Origin of the sequence: Streptomyces sp. NPDC058239 (assembly GCF_042882185.1) — a bacterium.
In the GTDB taxonomy this organism is placed as follows: domain Bacteria; phylum Actinomycetota; class Actinomycetes; order Streptomycetales; family Streptomycetaceae; genus Streptomyces.
Genome location: NZ_JBHVWS010000004.1, coordinates 88,235 through 110,437 on the forward strand (window position 1 = coordinate 88,235; position 22,203 = coordinate 110,437).

Genomic DNA, 22,203 nt, shown 5'->3' on the forward strand with positions numbered 1-22,203 from the left:
GGACCCCGTGACCCCGTGACCCCGTGACCCCGTGACCCCGTGACCCCGTGACCCCGTGACCCCGTGACCCCGTGACCCCGTGACCCCGTGACCCCGTGACCCCGGACAACTCCGGTGCCCGACTCCGAGACGGGAGTCTCTCGATGACGGAACAGACCGAGCGCTCCCTCCCCGGGACCGCGCACCTGCACCACGTCTTTCGCGGCGAGGTCGTCGAACCGCGTCCGCTCGGTGAGCTCCGGGCCTGGCCGAAGACCTTCGCCGACCGGCTCACCGTACCCGTCCCGGATGTCATGAGCATGCCCCTGCTGGCCCGTGACCGTGCCCTGCGGCCCGATGCGGAGGGACTGCGCGGCATCCACCGGCTCCCGTACGCCCCCGAACCCCTGCCCGCCACCCCCGCAGGCACCACATCCGTGACCTGGGCCGGGCACGCCAGCTGGATCGTGCGCACCGGCGGGCTGACCGTCCTCACCGACCCCGTCTGGTCCCGTCGCATCCTCGGCACCCCGGCCAGGATCACACCGGTCGGCGTCCGCTGGGAGGACCTGCCGCCCGTCGACGCCGTCGTCATCAGCCACAACCACTACGACCACCTCGACGCCCCCACCCTGCACAGACTGCCCAAGGACACCCCGCTGTTCGTGCCCGCCGGGCTCGGCCGCTGGTGCCGCCGTCGCCGCTTCACCTGCGTCACCGAACTCGACTGGTGGGAATCGGCCCGGCTGAACGGCGTCCGCTTCGATTTCGTGCCCGCCCACCACTGGTCCAAGCGGACCCTCACCGACACCTGCCGCTCCCTGTGGGGCGGCTGGATCATCGGCACCGGCCGCGACGGGCAGCGGATCCACTTCGCCGGGGACACCGGGTACGGGCACTGGTTCGGCGAGATCGGCCGCCGGTACCCGGGCATCGATCTGACCCTGCTGCCGATCGGGGCGTACGAACCGCGCTGGTGGCTCGGTGACGTGCACACCGATCCGGAGGAGGCCGTGCAGGCGTACGAGGACCTCGGCGCCCGCGCGATGGCGCCGATGCACTGGGCCACCTTCCTGCTCTCGGCGGAGCCTGTACTCGAACCGCTGGCCCGACTGCGTACCGCCTGGCAGCGGGCCGGACACCCCCGCGAGCGGCTCTGGGACCTGCCGATCGGCGGCTCCCGCGTGCTGGAACCGGAACCCCGCGCGATCAGTGGCTGAAGCGGCGCCCCGCACGATCAGTGGCTGAAGCGCGCCTGCATCCGGCGCCACACCGCGGGCGCCCCGCTGATCAGCAGCGTCAGACCCACCGCCGCGACCACACCCTGCCACGGCTCGGGGAAGAGCGAACCGCCCAGAATGCCGATCAGCTGGTACGTCGCCGCCCACGCCAGACAGGCCGGCACATCCCCACGGGCGAACCGGTGCAGCGGCATCCGCCCCAGCAGGCAGGCCAGCATCACCGGAATCCGCCCCGCCGGTATCAGCCTCGACAGCACGAGCACCACCGCACCGTGCTCGTCCAGCTTCTGCTGCGCCTGCGCCAGCCGCTCCGGGGCGGCCCGGTCGCTGATCGCCTGCAGCCACTTCGAACCGCTCTTCGACCGCACCCCGCGCTGACCGAGCCAGTACAGACAGATGTCGCCGAGGAACGCCGCGGCCGACGCCACCCCGAAGACGATCAGCAGCGAGAACGGCGACGACTGATGCAGCGCCACCACCGCGGCCGAACTCACCAGCGCACCCGTAGGCACCACAGGCAACAGCGCGCCCAGCGCCACCAGCAGGAACAGGGACGGATAGCCCACCGCCTGCTGAGTCGACTCCGGGGGCAGCTGCCTCACGACCTCCTGGATCACCTGGCGGCCTCCGGCCGCACATGTTCGCCGTGGGACAGCCGGTGCACCGCCACCTCCGGTGCCAGCAGCGTCGCCTTGCGGACGAACTCGTCACCGGGTGCGTGGAACTCGTGCGGCCTGACCCCGTCCATTCCGATCGGCCAGTACGTGCCGTAGTGCACCGGCACGGCCGACCGCGGCGCCAGCCGGGCCAGTGCCTGCGCGGCCCGGCCCGCGTCCAGATGGCTGTGGCCCAGATACGGACCCCAGCCGCCCACCGGCAGCAGTGCCACATCCACCGGACCGACCGCCCGGGCCATGTCGTCGAAGAGCCCGGTGTCACCGGCGAAATACGTCCGTGCCTCGCCCTCGACCACATAGCCGAGCGCGGGAGAGCGCTGCGGGCCCATGGGAAGGCGCCTGCCGTCGTGCAGTGCGGGAACCGCCCGTACCCGCACCTCGCCGACCCGGACCTCGTCGCCCGGTGACACCTCGGTGATCCGCAGCCCGCGCACCGAACGCAGCACCCGCAGCCCCGGGACGGAGCGCACCGCACCCACCGGCACGATCAGCCGGCTGCCGGGGGCGAGCCGTGCCAGTGACGGCAGATGCAGATGGTCGGAGTGAAGATGCGAGACGAGCACCACATCGGCGACCGTGGCCTCGGGGCCGGGGAGCCGGCCGCGGCGGCGGCGCAGATGCGCGAAGCGCCGTACGAGGAGCGGATCGGTCAGCACACGGACCCCGGAGTCCTCGATCGTGCAGGTGGCATGACCCCACCAGGTGACTTCCACCGGCACGCGGTGCCTCCTCGTTCCCGGGTTCCTTGTTCCGGCCCTGGCATCGAGCCTAGTGCCGTGACCGGAACGGGTGACCCGGCTTAGACCGACCGGCACATGGGGGGCGGCGTCGCGGGGCTGGACACGCACATCTGCGGCGTTGTCGTCAGTCGACAACGCTCCGCGTTGCCTCCCTCCTCCGCCTTGCAGCTGCACGCACCCAGCCCCGCTCCTTCTCCCACCCCCCATGTGCCGGTCGGTCTTCGTCCGGTCGTCGCCTCCGGCTGGTCACTCTCAGTCGGTGAGGCCCAGCGCCCCCGCCGCCTGGATGGCCAGCCAGACCTCCGCCAGAGCCCCCGTGGATGCCATGTCACGGTCGGTCAGAGCGCCGAAGCGGCGCAGCCGGTAGGCGAGGGTGTTGGGATGGATATGGAGCGCGGCCGCCGCCGTCTCCGTGCGGCGGTCCCGCTCCATCCACGTGCGCACCGAGACCAGCAGCTGCGAGCCATGTGCCTTGTCGTAGCGCAGGACCTCGCCGAGTACATGCTCGACCAGCGCGGTCAGGACCGCAGGGTCGTCGGGCAGCCAGCGGCCCAGGGAGTCGTCGCCGTAGCGGACCACGGAACGGCCCGACTCGGCAGCCTTCGAGACCGCCCAGAGCGCCTCGCGCTGAGCCACCCGCAGCGCGGCACCCGGCAGGAACGGGCGGCTCATCCCGGCCGCCACTTCCGGCAGTTCGCCGATCTCCACGGCCAGCTGCGGTGCCCCCAGGACATAGCGGTCCGTGCCCCAGGTGAGGAGCAGATGCGGATGGTCCTGGAGGCAGCGCAGCAGCGCCTCGTCCGTGGTCTGCCGCACCACGATCAGCACGGTGTCGCCCTTGATCGCATGCCGGGCGAGCCTGCGCCGGGCCGCCTCCGGGTCCAGTACCTCCTGAAGGAGTTCGGCCAGCGTCTCCGCGCCCTCGCGGCGCAGCGTCTCGCGCTCGTTGCGCACCATCGCGACCCGCAGCGCCGCCACCGTGGCGATGTGCTGGACGACGGCGAGCCCGGCGGGCTGGGCGCCCTCCCGCTCGTACGCGACGAGGAATCCCGCCGGGCCTCCGGGCGCCGGCACGGGCAGCACGAACCCGCCCGGGACGGTCGGCGGAGCGTCCACGGAAGCGGGCAGCACGCCCGGCTCCGGCACAGGTACGCCGGGCAGCAGGGGGCGCCCCTGGGGCGTGCACAGATACACGTCGTAACCGGAAAGGCGCTCCAGCCGGCGCAGCAGCGTCGGCGTGTCGAGATCCTCGGCGACCAGCCAGCGCAGCGAGCCGAAGACCTGGAGCTGGGCACCGAGCCGGTGCCTGGCGTCCTCCTGGACCGAGGCCGCGACCTCCTGGGACACCGCGATGAACGGGACGGCGAGCGGGACCTCCAGGACCGGGAAGCCGCGCTCCTCGGCCGCCCGGAAGAACGCGTCGTGCAGCGGTGGCATGTGCAATTGCGCAGACAGGGCGAGCGCGGAGACACCGGCGTCGTCGAGCCGCTCCAGATAGGCGCGCTGTCCGGCCGCGGTACGCGGGACGGCAAGGCCCGTCGTCATGATCACCTCGGCGCCCAGCAGCCAGGGCGTCGGATCGGCGAGTTCGCTGGCATGCGCCCAGGACACGGAGCGGCCCAGGCCACTGCTGCCCGCCTTCACGGAGAGCTGCAGAGCGGGGAAGGAGAGCAGATCCTCAACGGTGAGTTTGTCGCTGGCCACAGACAACAGCGTAGTGCTCTGTGATGTGCACAATTGTCGACTGTCGTCCGGGGCCACAGACTGTGGGACCGTCCCCATGAACAAAAGGTGGAGCGCCCGTGACTGCTTCGATCACCGAAGTCGAGACCAATGGTGTCGAGCGGATTCCCGACGCCGACCGCACCGCCCGTCCGGTCGACCTCTTCCGGCTCGCCTTCGGCGGTGCCAACACCTTTGCGACGTGTGTGCTGGGCGCCTTTCCGATCCTGTTCGGCCTCTCCTTCTGGCAGGGACTCGCGGCGACACTGCTCGGCCTCGTGGCCGGTGCGCTGCTGCTCGCCCCGATGGCGCTCTTCGGCCCGACCAACGGCACCAACAACGCCGTCTCCTCCTCCGCCCACCTGGGCGTACACGGTCGGATCGTCGGCTCGTTCCTCTCGCTGCTCACCGCGGTCGCGTTCTTCTCGATCTCGGTGTGGTCCTCGGGTGACGCACTCGTCGGCGGCGCTCACCGACTCGCCGGTGTGCCCGAGTCCGATGTGACATATGGCATTGCATATGCGATCTTCGCCGGGCTCGTCCTGGTGGTCTGCATCTACGGCTTCCGCTTCATGCTGATGGTCAACAAGATCGCGGTGATCGCCGCATCGGCGCTCTTCGTCCTCGGCGCCTTCGCCTTCGCGGGAGACTTCGACGCCGGCTACGCGGGCACCTTCACCTCGACCGCCGACCCGCTGTTCTGGCCGTCGTTCATCGGCGCCGCGCTGATCGTGCTGTCCAACCCGGTCTCCTTCGGCGCGTTCCTCGGCGACTGGTCCCGCTACATCCCGGCCACGACGCCCCGCCGCCGGGTGATGGGCGCCGCGTTCCTCGCCCAGATCGCCACGCTGCTGCCCTTCGTCTTCGGCCTGGCCACCGCCTCGATCATCGCGACCAAGGCCGCCAAGTATGTCGACCCGGCCGCGCCCAACTACGTCGGCGGACTGCTCGCCATCTCGCCCGGCTGGTACTTCCTGCCGCTCTGCCTGATCGCCCTGATCGGTGGTCTGTCGACCGGCACGACCGCGCTGTACGGCACCGGCCTCGACGTCTCGAGCGTCTTCACCCGCTTCAGCCGGGTGCAGTCGACGTTCTTCATCGGCGTCCTGTCGATCGCCTTCATCTTCATCGGCCGCTTCGCGCTCAACCTCGCGCAGTCCATCTCGACCTTCGCGACCCTGATCATCACCTGTACCGCCCCGTGGATGATCGTGATGGCACTCGGTTACGTCACCCGGCGCGGCTGGTACGACGCGGACGCGCTCCAGGTCTTCAACCGCCGCCAGACCGGTGGCCGCTACTGGTTCAACCACGGCTGGAACTGGCGCGGGATGTCCACCTGGTTCATCTCCGCCGGTGTGGCGCTTTTGTTCACCAACCTGCCCGGCCAGTTCGTCGGCCCGCTCGGCAACCTCGCGAACGGCGCGGACATCTCCCTCCCGGTCGGCCTCGCCCTCGCGGCCGTGGTCTACCTCGGCCTGCTCACCCTCTTCCCCGAGCCGCGCGGAGTGTACGGGCCGGACGGCCCCCGATTCGTCAGGGCCTCGGACACCGAGGTCCCGCCGATCACCGGCGGTACACAGGAGCCTCTCGCCGCCGAACCCGCCGCCGCTCACTGAGCGCCCACCCCGCCCGTGACCAGGAGCCACCCATGAGCACGCCCGAGAGCAGCCCCGTCCAGGAGATCCAGGCCGCCGCCGACGCGCTGATCGCCGCCTTCGCCGAGGGCCGCCTCGACGACTACTTCGGCTCGTTCGCCCCGGACGCCACGTTCGTCTTCCACTCCACCCCGCAGCGGCTCGGCTCCATCGCCGAGTACCGCGCGCTGTGGCAGCAGTGGGTGGCCGAGGACGACTTCCGGATCCTGGGCTGCACCTCCACCGGACAGCTGATCCAGCACCTCGGCACCACCGCCGTCTTCAGCCACGACGTGGAGACCAGGATCGCCACCAGGGCCGGTGAGGAGACCGTCCACGAGCGGGAGACGATCGTTTTCGCCCGCGCCGAGGACGGCAGCTGGCCCGCCGTCCACGAGCACCTGTCCGCCCGTACCTCGGGCTGAAGGCACCGCCGCTCCAGACGTCCGCCCGCACCGCCGTGTGACCACGAGCACCACCCGTACCGCCGACCGACCACGAGAGAGACCGGTTCCATGAGCACCACGTTCCGCAATTACATCGACGGCGTCTTCGCGGACGCCTCGGACGGCCGCACCCTCGACGTCGTGGACCCCAGCACCGGTGAGGTCTACGCGACGTCCCCGCTCTCCGGCGATGCGGACGTCGACGCGGCCATGGCCGCCGCCGCTGCCGCGTTCCCCGTCTGGCGCGACACCACCCCCTCCGTACGCCAGCTGGCCCTGCTGAGGATCGCCGACGCGATGGAGGCGCGGGCCGACGAACTGGTGGCCGCCGAGAGCCGTGACACCGGAAAGCCGCTCCACCTCACCCGCAGCGAGGAACTGGCCCCGGCCATCGACCAGGTCCGCTTCTTCGCCGGTGCGGCGCGGATGCTCGAAGGCCGCTCGGCCGGCGAGTACATGGAGGGCCTCACTTCGATCATCCGCCGCGAGCCGGTCGGCGTCTGCGCGCAGGTCGCGCCGTGGAACTACCCCCTGCTGATGGCCGTGTGGAAGTTCGCGCCCGCGCTCGCCGCGGGCAACGCCGTCGTCCTCAAGCCCTCCGACACCACCCCCGCCTCCACCGTGCTGATCGCCGAGATCATCGGCGGCGTACTGGAGGAGCTGGAGCTTCCCCGCGGCATCTTCAACGTCATCTGCGGCGACCGGGAGACCGGCCGCGCGATGGTCGAGCACCCGACCCCGGCGATGGCCTCCATCACCGGCTCGGTACGGGCCGGCATCCAGGTCGCGCAGAGCGCGGCCAAGGACGTCAAGCGCGTCCACCTGGAGCTCGGCGGCAAGGCCCCGGCGGTGATCTTCGAGGACGCGGACCTGGAGAAGGCGGTCGAGGACCTGATCGTCGGCGGCTTCTTCAACGCCGGCCAGGACTGCACGGCCGCGACCCGCGTCCTGGTCCAGGAGTCCGTCCACGACGAGTTCGTCGCCGCCCTCGCCAAGGCCGCCGCCGACACGAGGACGGGGCAGCCGGACGACGAGGACGTGCTGTACGGCCCGCTCAACAACGCCGGCCAGCTCGCCCAGGTCAGCGGCTTCATCGACCGCCTCCCGGAGCACGCCACGATCGAGGCGGGCGGCCACCGGGTCGGCGAGAAGGGCTACTTCTACGCCCCGACCGTCGTCTCCGGCCTCCAGCAGGACGACGAGATCATCCAGAACGAGGTCTTCGGCCCGGTCATGACCGTCCAGTCGTTCACGGACGAGGCCCAGGCCGTCGCGTACGCGAACGGCGTCGACTACGCCCTCGCCTCCTCGGTGTGGACCAAGGACCACGCACGGGCGATGCGGATGTCCAGGAACCTCGACTTCGGCTGCGTATGGATCAACACCCACATGGCACTCGTCGCCGAGATGCCGCACGGCGGGTTCAAGCAGTCCGGCTACGGCAAGGACCTCTCCGCGTACGGCTTCGAGGACTACACCCGCATCAAGCACGTCATGACGTCGCTCTGACCCACCGTCCCGGGCGCCCCCGCCCCGGCTCCGCCCAGGGGCGGGGGCGCACCGGCGTTCCGTACTCCGTACTCCTCCCGTCCCGACATGCGCCTTTTTGTGCGGGAGCCGGAGGGGTAGGGTCGCCGGTACGCCTAGCACGGGGGGACGGCCATGGGGGACGCAACGGACGTACGGGTGGCGGCCATCGCCAGTCTCACGCCGCTCGAAGAGCTCGACAGCGATCCGTTCCTCGTGGACACCCGCAGCCAGCACGACATGTGCGCCCGCTGGGCCGCCGACAAGGGATACGTCGTCACCCGGCAGCTGCGCTTCTACGGGCTGCGCCCCGACCACCACGCCCTGTGGACGGATATCGAGAGCGGCGATGTCGAACTCTTCGTCGCGGCCAACGACCGGGTGCTGGCGCGGGCCCTGACCTCGGTGCCGGAGTTCGCCGCGGAGTGCGAGCGGCGCGGCGTACGGCTGGAGATCGCGGGACTGGACGAGCCGCCGTACAACGCCCGTACGAAGGCGAGTGTGCACCGCAGGCTCTCCATGCCCACCGCCGGATACGACGGCTGCTGACCTGCCTCCCGCCCGCTGCCGCCGGTGGCCCGCGGCCGTGCTGTGAAAAGCTGGGGGACAGGGCCCGGAACGGCGGGGTCCGGACGTGAGGTGGAACGGCGTGGGTGACGGGCGATGGCGAACAGCCGGCAGCGCCCTGATACGAGTGGTTGTGGTGTGGGCGGTCTCGACGCTCACGATGCTGGCGCTCGCCGGGATTCTGCCGGACTTCCAGCTCCAGTCGGACGACGGCGACAGCATCACCAAGATCGCGTTCACCGCGGCCTGGGGCGCAGGAGCGTTCGGCCTGCTCTCCGCGCTGGTCTGGCCGGTCCTGGTACGGGCACTGCTCATCGTGCCCGCACTCGTCCTGGGGATGCTCGTCTTCTTCCTGAACGGCTCGCTGCTGCTGGTCGCCCTGCGACTCATCCCGGACGGGCGCGGCGCCGCAAACCCGGAGACCGCGGTCGCCGTCGCGGCCGTGATGTCCGCCGTCGCCTCCGCAACCTCCACGGCGCTGGCCGTCCGCGACGACAACGCCTACCGGCGCCGGCTCTCACGGCTCGCCGACCGCCGCCGCAGACGCAGCGGTGCGGACAGCGGGCGCAGCGGACCGCCGGGCACCGTCTTCATCCAGCTCGACGGCGTCGGCCACGACGTGCTCGCCCGGGCCGCCTGCTCCGGCCTGATGCCGACCGTCGCGAACTGGCTCGCCGACAAGGAGGGCCACCGGCTCACCCCGTGGCGCACCGACTGGTCCAGCCAGACCGGTGCCAGCCAGCTCGGCATCCTGCACGGCAGCAACCACGACGTCCCCGCCTTCCGCTGGTACGAGAAGGAGACCGGCGACGTCATGGTCTCCAGCCGCCCCGCGAGCGCCATAGAGCTCCAGCGCCGGGCCGTCGCACGCACCCATGACGGCGGGCTGCTCACGCTCGACGGTGCCAGCCGCGGCAATCTCTTCAGCGGCGGCGCCGACCAGTTGGCGCTCGTCCTGTCCATGGCGGCCCGGCTCGGCAAGGGCCGCCGCTCCAGGGCGGGGTACTTCGCCTACTTCTCCGATCCGGCCAACGCCGTGCGCACGGCGCTGTCGTTCCTCGCCGAGGTCTGCCGCGAGATCGGGCAGTCGACCCGGGCGCGGATACGGAAGGACACGCCCCGGGTCAAGCGCGGTGGGCTCTACCCCTTCATCCGGGCCTTCGCGACCGTCCTCGAACGCGATGTGGTGGTTGCCGCCGTCATCGGGGACATGTTCGCCGGACGCACCGCCGTCTATGCCGACCTGGTCGCGTACGACGAGGTGGCGCACCACTCCGGACCGCACAGCCGTGACGCGGAGAAGGTGCTCGCGCGCCTGGACCGCTCGCTCGCCCTGATCGTCAAGGTCGCCGAACACACCCCGCGCAGGTACCGGATCGTGCTGCTGTCCGACCACGGGCAGAGCCCCGGGGAGACCTTCGCGGGGGCGTACGGGCTGACGCTCAAGGATCTGGTGCGGGCGGGCTGCGGGCTGCCCGTACCCCGTCGGGCGCAGAGCACCCGCAGCGGTTCGGAGGCACGTGACGCGGTACGGATCGCCCTGCACCGGCCGGTCGAGGAGGGCGAGGTCGAACACCGTGCGAAGCCGTCCGACCCGGTCGTCCTCGCCTCCGGCAACCTCGGCCTGATCTCCTTCCCCGACATCGAGGGACGCGCCTCGCGCGAACAGCTCGACCGGAGCCGTCCCGCACTGCTCGCCACCCTCGCCAACCACCCCGGCATCGGCTTTCTACTGGTTCGCAGCGAGCGGCACGGATCGGTGGTGCTGGGCCGTGGCGGCACCGAGGTCCCGGTGTCGGAACTGAGGGACGGGGAAGGGCCGCTGGCCCCCTTCGGCCCGGGCGCGGCGGCCGCGGTGCGCCGCACCGACACCTTCCCGCACGTCGCCGACATCATGGTCAACTCGATGCACGACCGGGCCACGGGCTGCGTGCACGCATTCGAGGAACAGATCGGCTCGCACGGCGGTCTGGGCGGCGAGCAGTCCCGGCCGTTCCTGCTGTGGCCGGCGGATCTGTCCGCGCCGGTGGCGCAGGGCACGGAGCTGGTGGGGGCCGAGCAGGTGCACAAGGTGCTGCGGCGCTGGCTGCGGGAGTGTTCGGGACCGCAGATCCCGCTGGCACCGTCGGGCGCGGTGGGTGGCGCCGACGAGGCGGACGGGACGGTTCAAGCGGCCGGCTGAGGGGCGTTGTCAGTGGTGGGCGGCAGGATGGGGGCCATGACGAACTCAGCTGTTGTGCTCGCCGATACCGCCGCCTACGCCGCCGCGGTCGAAGAAGCGTCGCAGGCCGCCGCCGCGTACTACGCCACGGGCGAGAGCACGCTCGACGACGATGCGTACGACCGGCTGGTACAGGGGATCGCCGCATACGAACAGAAGCACCCGCAGGAGGTGCTGGAAGCGTCCCCGACCGGCAAAGTGGCGGGCGGCGCCGCAAGCGGAGACGTGCCCCACACGGTGCCGATGCTGTCCCTGGACAACGTCTTCTCGGCCGAGCAGTTCGCCACATGGACGGCGTCGCTGGAGCGCCGGATCGGCAGACCCGTCGCCGCGTGGAGCGTGGAGCCGAAGCTCGACGGCCTGGCTGTCGCCGCCCGCTACCGGGCGGGCCGCCTGGAACAGCTGATCACCCGGGGCGACGGCACCGCGGGCGAGGACGTCTCGCACGCGATCGGCACCGTGGTCGGCCTCCCCGAGCAGCTGGCCGAGCCGGTGACGATCGAGATGCGCGGCGAGATCCTCATGACGACCGAGCAGTTCGAACAGGCCAACACTGTGCGCACCGAGCACGGCGGCGCCCCCTTCGCCAATCCGAGGAACGGCGCGGCGGGCACACTCCGCGCCAAGGACCGCGCGTACACGGTGGAGATGACCTTCTTCGCCTACGGTGCGCTGCCGCTGCCCGAGTCCGGTGAGCTGACCGGCACCCTCGCCGAACTCCCGCACAGCGAGGTCCTGGAGTACGTCGCAGGGCTCGGCGTGCACACCGCGGCGGACACGGATGTGGCACCGCGCACCGTGACCACCGTCGAGGGGGTGCAGGCCAGGGTCGAGGAAGTGGCGGCCCTGCGCGCCTCGTTGCCGTTCGGCATCGACGGCATCGTGATCAAGGCCGATCTGGCGGCCGACCAGCGCGAGGCCGGTTCCGGGACCAGGGCGCCGCGCTGGGCCATCGCATACAAGCTCCCGGCCGTCGAGAAGGTCACCCGGCTCCTCGGAGTCGAGTGGAACGTCGGCAGGACCGGCATCATCGCGCCGCGCGCGGTGCTGGAACCGGTGGAGATCGACGGCTCGACCGTCAGCTACGCCACACTGCACAACCCGGCCGACATCACCCGCCGCGATCTCCGCCTGGGCGACCGTGTGATGGTCTACAAGGCGGGCGACATCATCCCCCGCATCGAGGCGCCCGTCGCCCATCTGCGGACCGGTGACGAGCAGCCCATAGTCTTCCCCGAGGCATGCCCGCAGTGCGGTTCCGAGATCGACACCAGCGAGCAGCGCTGGCGCTGTGTCCGGGGCCGCGACTGCCGCCTCGTCGCCTCCATCTCGTACGCGGCGGGCCGCGACCAGCTCGATATCGAGGGCCTCGGCGCCACCCGGGTCGTCCAGCTCGTCGAAGCCGGGCTGGTGGCCGACTTCGCAGACCTCTTCACCCTCGGCCGCGAGCAGCTGCTCGGCCTGGAACGGATGGGCGAGACCAGCACCGACAACCTCCTGGCCGCCATCGAGGCGGCACGGACCCAGCCGCTCTCCCGGGTCTTCTGCGCGCTGGGGGTACGCGGCACCGGGCGCTCCATGTCACGGCGTATCGCCCGGTACTTCGCGGACATGGACCGGATCAGGGCCGCCGACGCCGAGGAGCTCCAGCGGGTCGACGGCATCGGCAAGGAGAAGGCTGCGGGCGTCGTCGCGGAGCTGGTGGAGCTGGCCCCGCTGATCGAGAAGCTGGTGGCCGCCGGGGTCAACATGACGGAGCCCGGTGCGACGCCGCCGCCGGAGCCGGGCGAGGAGGGAACGGAAGAGGCTGACGCCGCCGACGGGCAGGGGACCGCCGGCCTGCCGCTGGACGGGATGACCGTGGTGGTCACCGGCGCCATGACCGGCGTGCTGGAGAAGCTCTCCCGCAATCAGATGAACGAGCTGATCGAGCGAGCCGGCGGGAAGTCCTCGTCCAGCGTCTCCAAGCGCACCACGCTCCTGGTCGCCGGGGAGAAGGCCGGATCCAAGCGCACCAAGGCCGAGGACCTGGGCGTCCGGATTGCCGCGCCGGACGAGTTCGCCGAACTGATCGCAGGGTTCCTGCCGTCGGAGGTGTGACGTACGACGGAGACCTCGCCGCGCCCGAGCCCTTGGATTTTGCCTGGGAGTGGCTTTCTTTGCCTCCCTATTGCATAGTGAGGGCTCGGCCATGCCTCGCTATCAGCGGGTCAATGGGTGTGTGAACGGCCGCGTCGGCAGGCCGGTGGGAGGGGCGATGCGTTCGCTGCACAACGGACCGCGACTCGGCCGGTCCGTCCGCCAGGAGTACCGGGGCGCCACCCGCGGCCTCGCCCTCGACCTCGGCAGCTCACGGACCCGCGCCTGGATGCCCGGACACGGCGTCATCGCCGACACCGACGCCTGCGGCGACTTCGGCGACGGGCCGGGGCACGGCCGCCCGGTCCGGCGAGGGCGCATCGTCGACCCCGTGTCCTGCGGCCGCATGCTCGGCCGTATCGCCGACAGAGCCCTGGGCGCGGACCGCACCGACACCGTGATCGTCCTCAGCCATCCCGTCCTCGCCGGGCCCGAACAACGCGCCGCGGCGAGGGAACTGATCACCGCACTCGGGCCGACGAGCGTCATCGCCCTGGACAGCGCGAGGGCCGCCGCCGCATACGCCGGACCGCAGGACGGCGGCCCGCTGCTCGTCCTCGACATCGGCGCCGAGCTGACCGAGGCGACCCTCCTCGTCGACGGACTGGTCCGCGACGCCCGCCAGGCCGAGACGGGACTGAGCGACCTCGACCCCTGCGAGCCGCCCACCGCCGTCGTCCGCACCGTCCTGGACATGGTGGACGAGATGTGGAAGCAGGACCGGCACGGAGCCGTCCTCGGGGCCCTGCGCAAGGGCCCGTTGCTCGCCGGGGGAGGCGCCGCCCGCCCCGACGTCACCGACCGGGTCGCGGTCCGCCTCGGCGTTCCGGTACGTCTCGCCGACGACCCGGCGACCACGGTCGTACGCGGCGCCGGGCTGATACTCAGCTCCGTGCTCCGCCGAGCCGGCGCGACACCGGTCCTGCCCGGCCGAACGAGGTGACCCCCCTCCCGGGGCCGCCCCCGGGGAATGCGCCCCCGAGGGCACGGCCGGGCGCCCCGGCGCACCACAGAGCCGCACAGGCGGCCCGGCAGGTCTTCGTCGCCCTCCTTCTCGCCGTACTCACCGTCGTCGGCGGCGCCCCCGCAGCCGCCGGATCCGTACTCCCCGTCAGGCCGTTCGCCGGTGTGCCGCCCTCCGCCGCGTACTCACCCGGCGCCCATCAGCCCACCCCGCACACGGACCGGACCGCCCGCACGGGCACCGTCCACGACACCCGGCGCACCCGCACGGCCACGGCGACCGACCGCCACCGGCCGGCGCCGACGACCGCACCCCAGCCCAGGGCCGGCACCGACCACGCCCGCACCCAGCACCATCTCCCGCCGCCCGGCCCCGACTTCCTGCTGCCCGGCGCACCGGGCATCCGCGTACCGCAGCACGCCCACCGGCGGGCCCCCGCCGCACCCCCTCGTGCCACCGACCGCTTCCGCGTCGCGCTCCCCGCCGTACGCGGGCCTCCGAGGACGGCCGTTCACCGGCCACCGGTCCTGCCACCGGCCCCGTCCCACAGACCCGCCGGAACGTCCTCGCCGAGGTGAGGGCGCCCGGCGCCCCCTCGGAGGAAACCCATGACTCGCGCCACCACGGTGCGAGCGGTTCTGGCTGCGGCCGTCCTGCTCGTCTCCGTGCTCATCACACTGACCATGTCACCCAGACTCGGCCTCGACCTTCAGGGCGGCACCAGACTGGTGCTCCAGGCCAAGGACTCCGGCACCGCGAAAGCGGACCGGGAGAGCACCGACCGCACCCTTGAGGTGCTCCGCCAGCGCATCGACTCCCTCGGCGTCGCCGAACCCACGCTGACGCGCTCCGGCGAGGACCGGATCATCGTCGAACTCCCGGACGTCCAGGACCCGCGCAAGGCCGCCGAAGTCATCGGCAGAACCGCCCAGCTCAGCTTCCACGCGGTCCGGAGCCCCGCAGCGCAGCACGACGACAGGGCGGACGCCGAGGCCGACGCCGGCAACGGGCCGACGCTCCCCGACGAGCAGGGCCGCTCCCTCGACCTCGGCCCGGCCCGGCTCTCCGGCGCGGGCGTCAAGGACGCCACCGCCGCGTTCGACGCCCAGCAGGGCGCCGGCTGGACCGTCTCCCTCGACTTCCACAAGAAGGCCGGCCGGGACTGGACCCGGCTGACCGGTGAGGCCGCCTGCCACCCGGTCCAGGACGACCGGCGCCGCGTCGCCATCGTCCTCGACCAGCAGATCATCTCCTCGCCGCAGGTTTCCCCCTCGGTCGGCTGCAACGTCGGCCTGCCGTCCGGGTCCACCCAGATCACAGGCTCCTTCAGCGCCGACGAGGCCCGGGAACTGGCCCTGCTCATCAAGGGCGGCGCTCTGCCGCTCCCCGTCGAGATCGTCGAACAGCGGACCGTCGGCCCGACGCTCGGCGCCGCCGCCATCGACGCCAGTGCCCGGGCCGCCCTCATCGGCGCCGCGGCCACCGCACTCTTCATCACCATCGTCTACCGGCTCTTCGGCGCGCTCGCCGCCGTCGCACTCGCTGCCTACGGGGTGATCTCCTACGCGGTCCTGGTCGCCCTCGGAGTCACCCTCACCCTGCCCGGCCTCGCCGGGTTCGTCCTGGCCATCGGCATGGCGGTCGACGCCAACGTGCTGGTCTTCGAACGGGCCAGAGAAGAACACGCACAGCACCCCGGCCGCTCCCTGCGCTCCTCGCTGACCGCCGGATTCCGAAACGCCTGGAGCGCCGTCGCCGACTCCAACGTCACGACGCTGATCGCGGCCGGGCTGCTCTTCTTCCTCGGCTCCGGGCCGGTGAAGGGCTTCGGCGTCACACTCGCCATCGGTGTGCTCGCCTCGATGTTCTCCGCACTCGTCATCGCCCGCGCACTCACCGAGATCGCCGCACGCTCACGATTCGTCAGCGACTACCGGGGCATCAACGGCATCGCCGCCCCCGGCCGGGTACGTACCTGGCTGACCCGCCGCGATCCCCAGCTGATGCGTTCCCCGCGCCGCTGGCTGCTGATCTCCACGGCACTGATCGCCGTCGCCGTCCTCGGCATCGTCGTACGCGGCGTCAACCTCGGCGTCGAATTCACCGGCGGCCGGCTCGTCGAGTACTCGACCAGCCGGCCCGTCGACGTCGAGCGGGCCCGCACCGCCCTCGCCGACGCGGGCTTCGGTGACGCCGAGGTCACCACAGCGGGCGCGGGCGACCTGTCCGTACGCACCGGGAAACTCGACAACGACGGCGAACACGCCCTGCGCGCCGCCCTCGCGGAGGAGGGCGGCAAGACCACCAAGGTCCGCGACGAACTCATCGGCCCCAGCCTCGGCGACGAACTCCGGCGCAATGCCCTGATCGCGCTCGGCATCGCCGTCCTCGTGCAGCTGGCGTATCTGGCGATCCGGTTCCGCTGGACGTTCGCCGTGGCCTCGGTCGCGGCGCTGGTCCACGACGTCATCATCCTGGTCGGCGCCTTCGCCTGGCTCGGACGCACCGTCGACGGCATCTTCCTGGCCGCACTCCTCACCGTCATCGGATACTCCGTCAACGACTCGGTGGTCGTCTTCGACCGGGTGCGGGAACTGTGGGCGAAGGCCCGTCGGGTACCTCTCGCCACGGTCGCCAACCGGGCCGTCCTCCAGACCGTCCCGAGAACGCTCAACACCGGAATGGGCGCCCTGTTCATCCTGACCGCACTCGCCGTGCTGGGCGGCGACTCCCTCGCAGACTTCGCGCTCGCCCTGCTGATCGGAATCTGCGTCGGCACGTACTCCTCGGTGCTGACCGCCGTACCGGCCGCGCTCCTCCTGGAGCGGAGCAGCAAGGCCCCGCCGCCCGCCCGGAAACGGGCTCCCGGACGCCGGTCCGGCACGAAGGCGGCGCGCCGGGATCCGCTCGACAACGGGGCACGCGTATAGCGGCTCCGCAACGCACACCGCCCCCGCCCCGGGCAACCGAGCCTCCTTCCGGGCGGGGGCGATGTGCGTCGGTCGTGGTGTTCCGTGCGCCCGGGGCGGCACAATCTTGACCACCCACCCCGTGATCGGAGCGTGTCCGTGCCCGTCGTGCTGCGTGAGGCATGGTCCACCGTCGTACCGGACATGAACGACCGGCATGGACCGCTGCCGCCCATCCCTCTCTTCGGAGGGAATCCCCGCCTTCGGGCGGGGAGGGAATCCGATCTCGGGACTGCTCTAACTCTCAGGCTGAAGCGGACGTTTTTGCTGCTCGATGTACTGGTTGACGATATCCAACGGTGCGCCACCACAGGACCCGGCGAAGTAGGAGCCCGACCAGAAACGGCCGTGCATGATGAAGCGGTTGACGCGGCCGGTGAACTCCTGTCGCAGGTAGCGGGATGAAACGCCCTTGAGTGAGTTCACCAGGGCCGACAGGGCGACCTTCGGCGGGTAGTGCACCAGGAGGTGCACGTGATCCTCTTCGCCGTTGAACTCGATCAGCTCCGCGCCGAAGTCCGTGCAGACGTTCCTCATGATCTCCTCGCAGCGCGTCAGCATGGCGTCGTTGAAGACTTCGCGCCGGTACTTTGTCACGAACACCAAGTGTGCGTGGAGGTTGTGGACGACGTGACGGCCCCGACGGACCTCGGAATTCGGTTCCCAGCGTGGTGACATAAACCAAGCGTAGAATGATCGAGCGAGCTCGACCGGAAGGGGGTGGGCCGGTGATCCGTGCGTACAAATTCCTCATGCGGCCCACCGCGGGTCAGGCACAGGCCCTGAGCGAGATGCTGCGCGACCACTGTTCGCTCTACAACGGGGCATTGCAGGAACGCCGCGACGCCTTCCGGCACGTGTCGAGGACGAGCATCAAGTACGGGGTGCAGTCAGCACAGCTGAAGGAGATCCGGGCGTTCGACCCGGAGCGGCAGGGCCGCTGGTCCTTCTCCTCGCAGCAGGCCACGCTGCGTCGCCTGGACAAGGCGTTCGCCGCGTTCTTCCGCCGGATCAAGGCCGGCGAGACGCCCGGCTACCCGCGCTTTCGTGGAGTGAACTGGTTCGGCACGGTGGATTTTCCCAAGGACGGCGACGGCTGCCGGTGGGACTCCACCCCGCACGACCCCGTTACCCGGGTCCGTTTCCAGGGCGTCGGGCACGTCAAGGTCAACCAGCACCGTGTGGTGGTCGGCAAGGTCAAGACCGTCAGCGTCAAGCGCGAGGGCCGCAAGTGGTTCGTCGTGCTCACCGCCGAGCAGGACCGACCCGAACCGCTCCCGCCCACGGGCAGCGTCGCCGGCATCGACCTTGGCATTGCCTCGTTCCTCACCGACTCCAACGGCATACACGTCCCCAACCCGCGCCACGGCCGCAAGGCCGCCGCGAAGCTCGAAGCCGCACAGCAGGCCCTGAGCCGGTTCCCGCGCCGCAAAGCCGAAGACCGCACGAAAAACCACCAGCGGGCCGTGGAGAAGGTTGCCACGCTCCACGGCAAGGTGCGCCGCCAGCGGCTCGACCACGCGCACAAGACCGCGCTTGCCCTGGTCCGTGAGCACGACTTCATCGCGCACGAAGACCTCAAGATCCGCAACATGAGCAAGGCCCCCACGCCGAAGCCCGATCCTGGAACGCCGGGCACCTTCCTGCCCAACGGGGCAGCGGCGAAGTCCGGGCTCAGCCGTTGCATTGCCGATGCCGGATGGGGGGTGTTCCTGACGATCCTGCACGCCAAGGCTGAGAGCGCCGGACGGGAAGTGATCGCCGTGGACCCCCGCAACACCTCCCGGACCTGCCCCGAATGCGGGCACACCGCCAAGGAGAACCGGCCCGCCCAGGAAAAGTTCCACTGCGTCTCGTGCGGCCACCAGGAACACGCCGACGTCGTTGGAGCAACCAACGTTCTACGGGCCGGGCTGGTCCGCCGCGACGCCAACCAGGCATAGCGAGAAGCCACCCCGTTCACGGGGTGGAGGAGTCACGATGCTCGCCCTGACCGTGGTCACAGGGCTGGTCGACGCCGTCAGTTATCTGGAACTCGGCCGGGTCTTCGTCGCGAACATGACCGGCAATGTGGTCTTCTCCGGTTTCGCGATCGCCGGAGCCCCCGGATTCTCGTTCGCCGCCTCGCTCGTCGCACTCGCCGCGTTCGCGATGGGGGCACTGCTCGGCGGCCTGATCGTGCACCGTGCCCTGACACATCGCGGCCGGATGCTGTTGTACGCGCTCCTCGTCGAAACCGGCTGTGTCCTGGCCGCGCTGATCGTCACTCTGGCCTCCGGCCATCCGTTCGTGGGTGGGGTCCGCTTCGCCCTCATCGCGCTGCTCGGACTCGGCCTCGGTGCGCAGAACGCCGTCTCCCGGGCGCTGGCGGTCCCCGACCTCACCACCACCGTGCTGACCCTGACCATCGCCGGCATCATCTCCGACAGCCGCTTCGCCGGCGGAGGCGGCAGCAGGGCCGGACGGCGGGTGCTCTCGGCCGCCGCCATGATGACCGGAGCGTTCGTCGGAGCCGTGGCCGTACTGCACGGGCAACCGAGACTTCCCCTGCTGCTCGCCGTGGCGGTCCTGGCGGTCGTGACCACGGCCGCGATCGTCCTGGCGCGGGCCGACGCCCCCTGGATCCGACCGATCGTCAGGAAGTGAGGGTCCGCAGATGGTCGGCGGTCGCCGGGTCGGCGGGCAGGAACGTCTCGATGGCCAGCTCGGCCACTGTCACATCCATCGGGGTGTTGAACGTTGCGATGGAGCAGACGAACGAGAGCACCCGCCCGCCGTGCTCGATATGCAAGGGCAGCGCGAACGGCAGGGGCGACGCGGGGCCGGCTCCGGCGTTCTCCCCGACAGGGCTCCCGGCGCCCCCGCCGCTCCCCGCGGTTTCGGTCCCCTCGGCCCTGTCAGTACCTTCCGGTGCGGGATAGCCCGCGACCTCCTCGTACAGCTCACGCAGTTCCGCGGACCGGGCCAGGGCGATCTGACGCTCCATCTGCGCCAGCAGATCGGCACGCCACTCCCGAAGATTGCGGATGCGTGGGGCCAGGCCCTCCGGGTGGAGAGTGAGCCGCATGGCGTTCAGCGGCGGGGCCAGCAGATGCCCGGCCACTCCCTCCAGCAGCATTGCGATACCCCGATTGGCCGCCACCACGTTGTACATGCCGTCGACGACGAGCGCCGGGTAGGGGTCGTACCCCTGGAGCAGTCGCTCCATCCCCTCACGCAGCGCGCCCAACGCCGGGTCGTCGAGCGCGGTCTGTGTGTAGCGGGGCGCGTAACCGGCCACCACCAGCAGGGCGTTGCGTTCCCTGACCGGGATGTCGAGATGCTCGGCCAGCCGCAGGATCATGTCCTCGCTGGGGCGGGAACGGCCCGTCTCGATGAAGGAAATGTGCCGGGCCGAGGAATCCGCGCGGAGCGCCAGCTCCAGCTGGCTGATGCGACGCTGCTCCCGCCAGCTGCGCAGCAGCGGCCCTACCCCCGTGTCAAGCGCGACAGTTGTCATACCAAGACCGTAACGTCACCGGCACCGCCGACCGGCACCGATCGCTCGTGAGGGAGTCGCAGCATGCCCGCCGCACCATTGTCGCAGAAGGAGATCGAGGACCGTCTGGGCGATCTGCCCGGCTGGTCGCTGGAGGGAGACCGGATCACCTGCACCTACCGGCTCCGCACGCATTTCGCCGCCGTCGGGCTGACCGTGCATGTCGCGCAGATCCAGGACGAACTGAACCACCACTCCGATCTGACCCTCGGTTACAACACCGTCACCCTCTCCGTGAACACCCACGACGCGGGTGGTGTGGTCACCGAGAACGATCTGAACCTGGCCGCGCGGGTGGTGGCGATCGCCGCCGGGCACGGCGTGAGGCAGCCGGACGGGCGGGCACGCGGCTGAACACCCGGGGGCCGGCGCGGGCGGGCGACGAGACCGCCCAGCAGCGGGCCGTGCATGCCGCCCAGCCGGAAGCGCTCCATCGCCCCCCCGGGCGTTGGTGAACCGCACCGTCTCCTCCTGGAGCTCGCTCACGGCGGGCAGCACCACCCGGGCCCGTTCGAGTACCGGCTCACCGAGGAGTGCGGACCGGGCACCGGTGTGGTCCCGCTCGAAGGGCGGGCCGCCGAGAGCCTTCTCGATCCGTCGCAATTGCGCGCTCGGCGCAGGCTGGGCGAGCCCGAGCCCGAGGGCGGTGGCCGCCCCGGTCGGGCTCCCGGTGCCGGCGATGACCCGCACGGGAGGCAGATGACGCAACTCCAGCTCCAGAAACGCAAGTCATGGGTCCGGCGGCCCACCGGCAATATGCCGGTGTCCATTCGGTCGGGTGTCTCCTAGAGTCGGCCAGGTGCTGAACTACGAAACCGCGGCAGCCCACTACGACGCCACTCGCGGCGGCGTGCCCAGGGCCGAGGCCGCAGCCGCCGCAGTGCTCGGACTGATCCCGTCACCCGCCCGCACCCTTCTGGACATCGGCTGCGGTACGGGACTGGTCACCCGGCGAATAGCTCTTGCCCGCCCCGGACTCGGCGTGTTCGGCACCGATGCCTCGTACGCAATGGCACAGGTCGCTCGGCAGCGGATCGGCGCGGTGGCGCTCGCCGACGCGCGCCGGCTGCCGCTGCCGGACGGGGCGGTGGACGCGGTCGGCGCCATCTGGCTGCTGCACCTGCTGCGTGGGGAGGGGGATGTGCGGGCGGTGGTGTCCGAGGCGGCGCGGGTGCTGCGGCCGGGTGGTGTGTTCGTCACCACCGTCGACAAGGACGCGGCCCATGACGTGGGCAGCGACATCGACGAGGCGTTCTCCCCCTACCTCGACGCCGATCCGTCCGATTCCGCGGATCGGATCGTCAGGTACGGCTCGGAGGCCGGACTCGATGTGGTGGGGGAGGCCCGCTTCCGGGGCCATGGCCAGGGCCAGAGCCCGCTGAGCGCGGCACAGAACGTGCGCGAGGGCTATTTCGCCTCACGCCTGAACCTGCCGGGGACGGCGGCCGAGAGGCTTGCGACCGCGCTGACGTCGCTGCCCGAGCCCGACAGGCCGCGAGCAGATCCGCGGTACCGGGTGCTGGCGCTGCGCCTGAGAGATTGAGAGAGGCCCTGGCCCTCCCACGCACCCGGCTGTGCCGCCACGCGGGCGAACGCCCCGAAGCCCGGCGGGTCGCGCCCGAGTACCTGCTTCACGCCCTCGGTCGCCGTCGCGTTGTGCCCGTCGAGCAGCATCGTGAACAGGCCGGCCAGGAAACCGGCTCCGGGCCCCGGTACTCCGTACCGCTCCAGCATCTGCGCGTACTTTGCTCCGGACACCGGCAGATACCGCACCGTGCCCCGTGGCCCGCGCTATCTCCGACACCATCTCGTCGAACGTCAGCAGCCGCGGCCCAG

Annotated in this window: 19 protein-coding genes and 1 pseudogene; 14 read left to right on the forward strand and 6 right to left on the reverse strand. The window is 71.1% G+C overall.

Features of this window, described 5'->3' with window-relative positions; translation table 11 throughout:
* Nucleotides 1-143: 143 nt before the first annotated feature.
* Entirely contained in the window at nucleotides 144-1,199 is a 1,056-nt protein-coding gene (locus tag ACFVYE_RS07550; RefSeq protein WP_383977275.1) for an MBL fold metallo-hydrolase, read from the forward strand.
* A 17-nt stretch (nucleotides 1,200-1,216) separates the two neighbouring features.
* On the opposite strand, the gene ACFVYE_RS07555 is transcribed toward ACFVYE_RS07550, so the two are convergent.
* From ACFVYE_RS07555 to ACFVYE_RS07565, 3 genes are all read right to left on the reverse strand, one after another.
* Nucleotides 1,217-1,837, reverse strand: coding sequence for a DedA family protein (locus tag ACFVYE_RS07555; RefSeq protein WP_383977278.1), 621 nt, complete (start codon nucleotides 1,835-1,837; stop codon nucleotides 1,217-1,219).
* Entirely contained in the window at nucleotides 1,834-2,616 is a 783-nt protein-coding gene (locus ACFVYE_RS07560) for an MBL fold metallo-hydrolase (protein WP_389604531.1), read from the reverse strand. The genes ACFVYE_RS07555 and ACFVYE_RS07560 overlap by 4 nt, the downstream gene beginning before the upstream one ends.
* Nucleotides 2,617-2,889: 273 nt before the next feature.
* Nucleotides 2,890-4,341 (reverse strand): PucR family transcriptional regulator, encoded by a 1,452-nt coding sequence (locus tag ACFVYE_RS07565; protein ID WP_383975614.1) that lies wholly within the window; start codon nucleotides 4,339-4,341, stop codon nucleotides 2,890-2,892.
* Nucleotides 4,342-4,439: 98 nt separating this feature from the next.
* On the opposite strand from ACFVYE_RS07565, the gene ACFVYE_RS07570 reads away from it, so the two are divergent.
* The 9 genes from ACFVYE_RS07570 to secD all read left to right on the forward strand — a co-directional run bounded on the left by ACFVYE_RS07570 (nucleotide 4,440) and on the right by secD (nucleotide 16,790).
* On the forward strand, nucleotides 4,440-5,978 hold the full coding sequence (locus ACFVYE_RS07570; protein WP_389604533.1) for a purine-cytosine permease family protein: 1,539 nt from the start codon (nucleotides 4,440-4,442) through the stop codon (nucleotides 5,976-5,978).
* Nucleotides 5,979-6,010: 32 nt separating this feature from the next.
* Nucleotides 6,011-6,421, forward strand: coding sequence for a YybH family protein (locus ACFVYE_RS07575; RefSeq protein ID WP_389604535.1), 411 nt, complete (start codon nucleotides 6,011-6,013; stop codon nucleotides 6,419-6,421).
* A 90-nt stretch (nucleotides 6,422-6,511) separates the two neighbouring features.
* Complete coding sequence (locus ACFVYE_RS07580; RefSeq protein WP_383975623.1) at nucleotides 6,512-7,951, forward strand: gamma-aminobutyraldehyde dehydrogenase; 1,440 nt, start codon at nucleotides 6,512-6,514, stop codon at nucleotides 7,949-7,951.
* Nucleotides 7,952-8,104: 153 nt separating this feature from the next.
* On the forward strand, nucleotides 8,105-8,518 hold the full coding sequence (locus ACFVYE_RS07585) for a hypothetical protein (protein ID WP_383975626.1): 414 nt from the start codon (nucleotides 8,105-8,107) through the stop codon (nucleotides 8,516-8,518).
* A gap of 100 nt (nucleotides 8,519-8,618) precedes the next feature.
* Nucleotides 8,619-10,718, forward strand: coding sequence for a phage holin family protein (locus ACFVYE_RS07590; protein ID WP_389604538.1), 2,100 nt, complete (start codon nucleotides 8,619-8,621; stop codon nucleotides 10,716-10,718).
* Between the two features lie 27 nt (nucleotides 10,719-10,745).
* On the forward strand, nucleotides 10,746-12,857 hold the full coding sequence (ligA, locus tag ACFVYE_RS07595) for an NAD-dependent DNA ligase LigA (protein WP_389604540.1): 2,112 nt from the start codon (nucleotides 10,746-10,748) through the stop codon (nucleotides 12,855-12,857).
* A gap of 157 nt (nucleotides 12,858-13,014) precedes the next feature.
* On the forward strand, nucleotides 13,015-13,839 hold the full coding sequence (locus ACFVYE_RS07600; RefSeq protein ID WP_383975634.1) for a rod shape-determining protein MreC: 825 nt from the start codon (nucleotides 13,015-13,017) through the stop codon (nucleotides 13,837-13,839).
* On the forward strand, nucleotides 13,836-14,438 hold the full coding sequence (locus ACFVYE_RS07605; RefSeq protein ID WP_389604542.1) for a hypothetical protein: 603 nt from the start codon (nucleotides 13,836-13,838) through the stop codon (nucleotides 14,436-14,438). The genes ACFVYE_RS07600 and ACFVYE_RS07605 overlap by 4 nt, the downstream gene beginning before the upstream one ends.
* A 30-nt stretch (nucleotides 14,439-14,468) precedes the next feature.
* On the forward strand, nucleotides 14,469-16,790 hold the full coding sequence (secD, locus tag ACFVYE_RS07610) for a protein translocase subunit SecD (protein WP_383975640.1): 2,322 nt from the start codon (nucleotides 14,469-14,471) through the stop codon (nucleotides 16,788-16,790).
* A gap of 276 nt (nucleotides 16,791-17,066) precedes the next feature.
* Here secD and tnpA read toward each other — a convergent pair whose 3' ends face one another.
* A complete protein-coding gene (gene tnpA / locus ACFVYE_RS07615; protein ID WP_383975643.1) occupies nucleotides 17,067-17,507 on the reverse strand; it encodes an IS200/IS605 family transposase in 441 nt (146 codons plus the stop codon).
* Nucleotides 17,508-17,557: 50 nt separating this feature from the next.
* On the opposite strand from tnpA, the gene ACFVYE_RS07620 reads away from it, so the two are divergent.
* Together ACFVYE_RS07620 and ACFVYE_RS07625 are read left to right on the forward strand one after the other, a co-directional pair.
* Nucleotides 17,558-18,772 carry an RNA-guided endonuclease InsQ/TnpB family protein gene (locus ACFVYE_RS07620; protein WP_389604545.1) on the forward strand — a complete coding sequence of 405 codons (1,215 nt, stop codon included), beginning with the start codon at nucleotides 17,558-17,560 and terminating at the stop codon, nucleotides 18,770-18,772.
* A gap of 37 nt (nucleotides 18,773-18,809) precedes the next feature.
* Entirely contained in the window at nucleotides 18,810-19,475 is a 666-nt protein-coding gene (locus ACFVYE_RS07625) for a DUF1275 family protein (protein ID WP_383961887.1), read from the forward strand.
* Here the strand turns inward: ACFVYE_RS07625 and ACFVYE_RS07630 are convergent.
* Nucleotides 19,465-20,328 carry a helix-turn-helix domain-containing protein gene (locus ACFVYE_RS07630; protein WP_389604548.1) on the reverse strand — a complete coding sequence of 288 codons (864 nt, stop codon included), beginning with the start codon at nucleotides 20,326-20,328 and terminating at the stop codon, nucleotides 19,465-19,467. The two genes, ACFVYE_RS07625 and ACFVYE_RS07630, sit on opposite strands and share 11 nt — an antisense overlap.
* Nucleotides 20,329-20,391: 63 nt before the next feature.
* Here ACFVYE_RS07630 and ACFVYE_RS07635 point away from each other — a divergent pair, with 63 nt between their 5' ends.
* Nucleotides 20,392-20,721: a 4a-hydroxytetrahydrobiopterin dehydratase gene (locus tag ACFVYE_RS07635; protein WP_383961892.1), complete on the forward strand. Its 330-nt coding sequence runs from the start codon at nucleotides 20,392-20,394 to the stop codon at nucleotides 20,719-20,721.
* 20 nt (nucleotides 20,722-20,741) lie between these two features.
* Here ACFVYE_RS07635 and ACFVYE_RS07640 read toward each other — a convergent pair.
* Nucleotides 20,742-21,087, reverse strand: a pseudogene (locus tag ACFVYE_RS07640) (LysR family transcriptional regulator); the annotation flags it as partial.
* Between the two features lie 79 nt (nucleotides 21,088-21,166).
* Between ACFVYE_RS07640 and ACFVYE_RS07645 the strand changes: the two are divergent.
* On the forward strand, nucleotides 21,167-21,910 hold the full coding sequence (locus ACFVYE_RS07645; RefSeq protein WP_383961895.1) for a class I SAM-dependent methyltransferase: 744 nt from the start codon (nucleotides 21,167-21,169) through the stop codon (nucleotides 21,908-21,910).
* The last annotated feature ends 293 nt before the right edge of the window (nucleotides 21,911-22,203 follow it).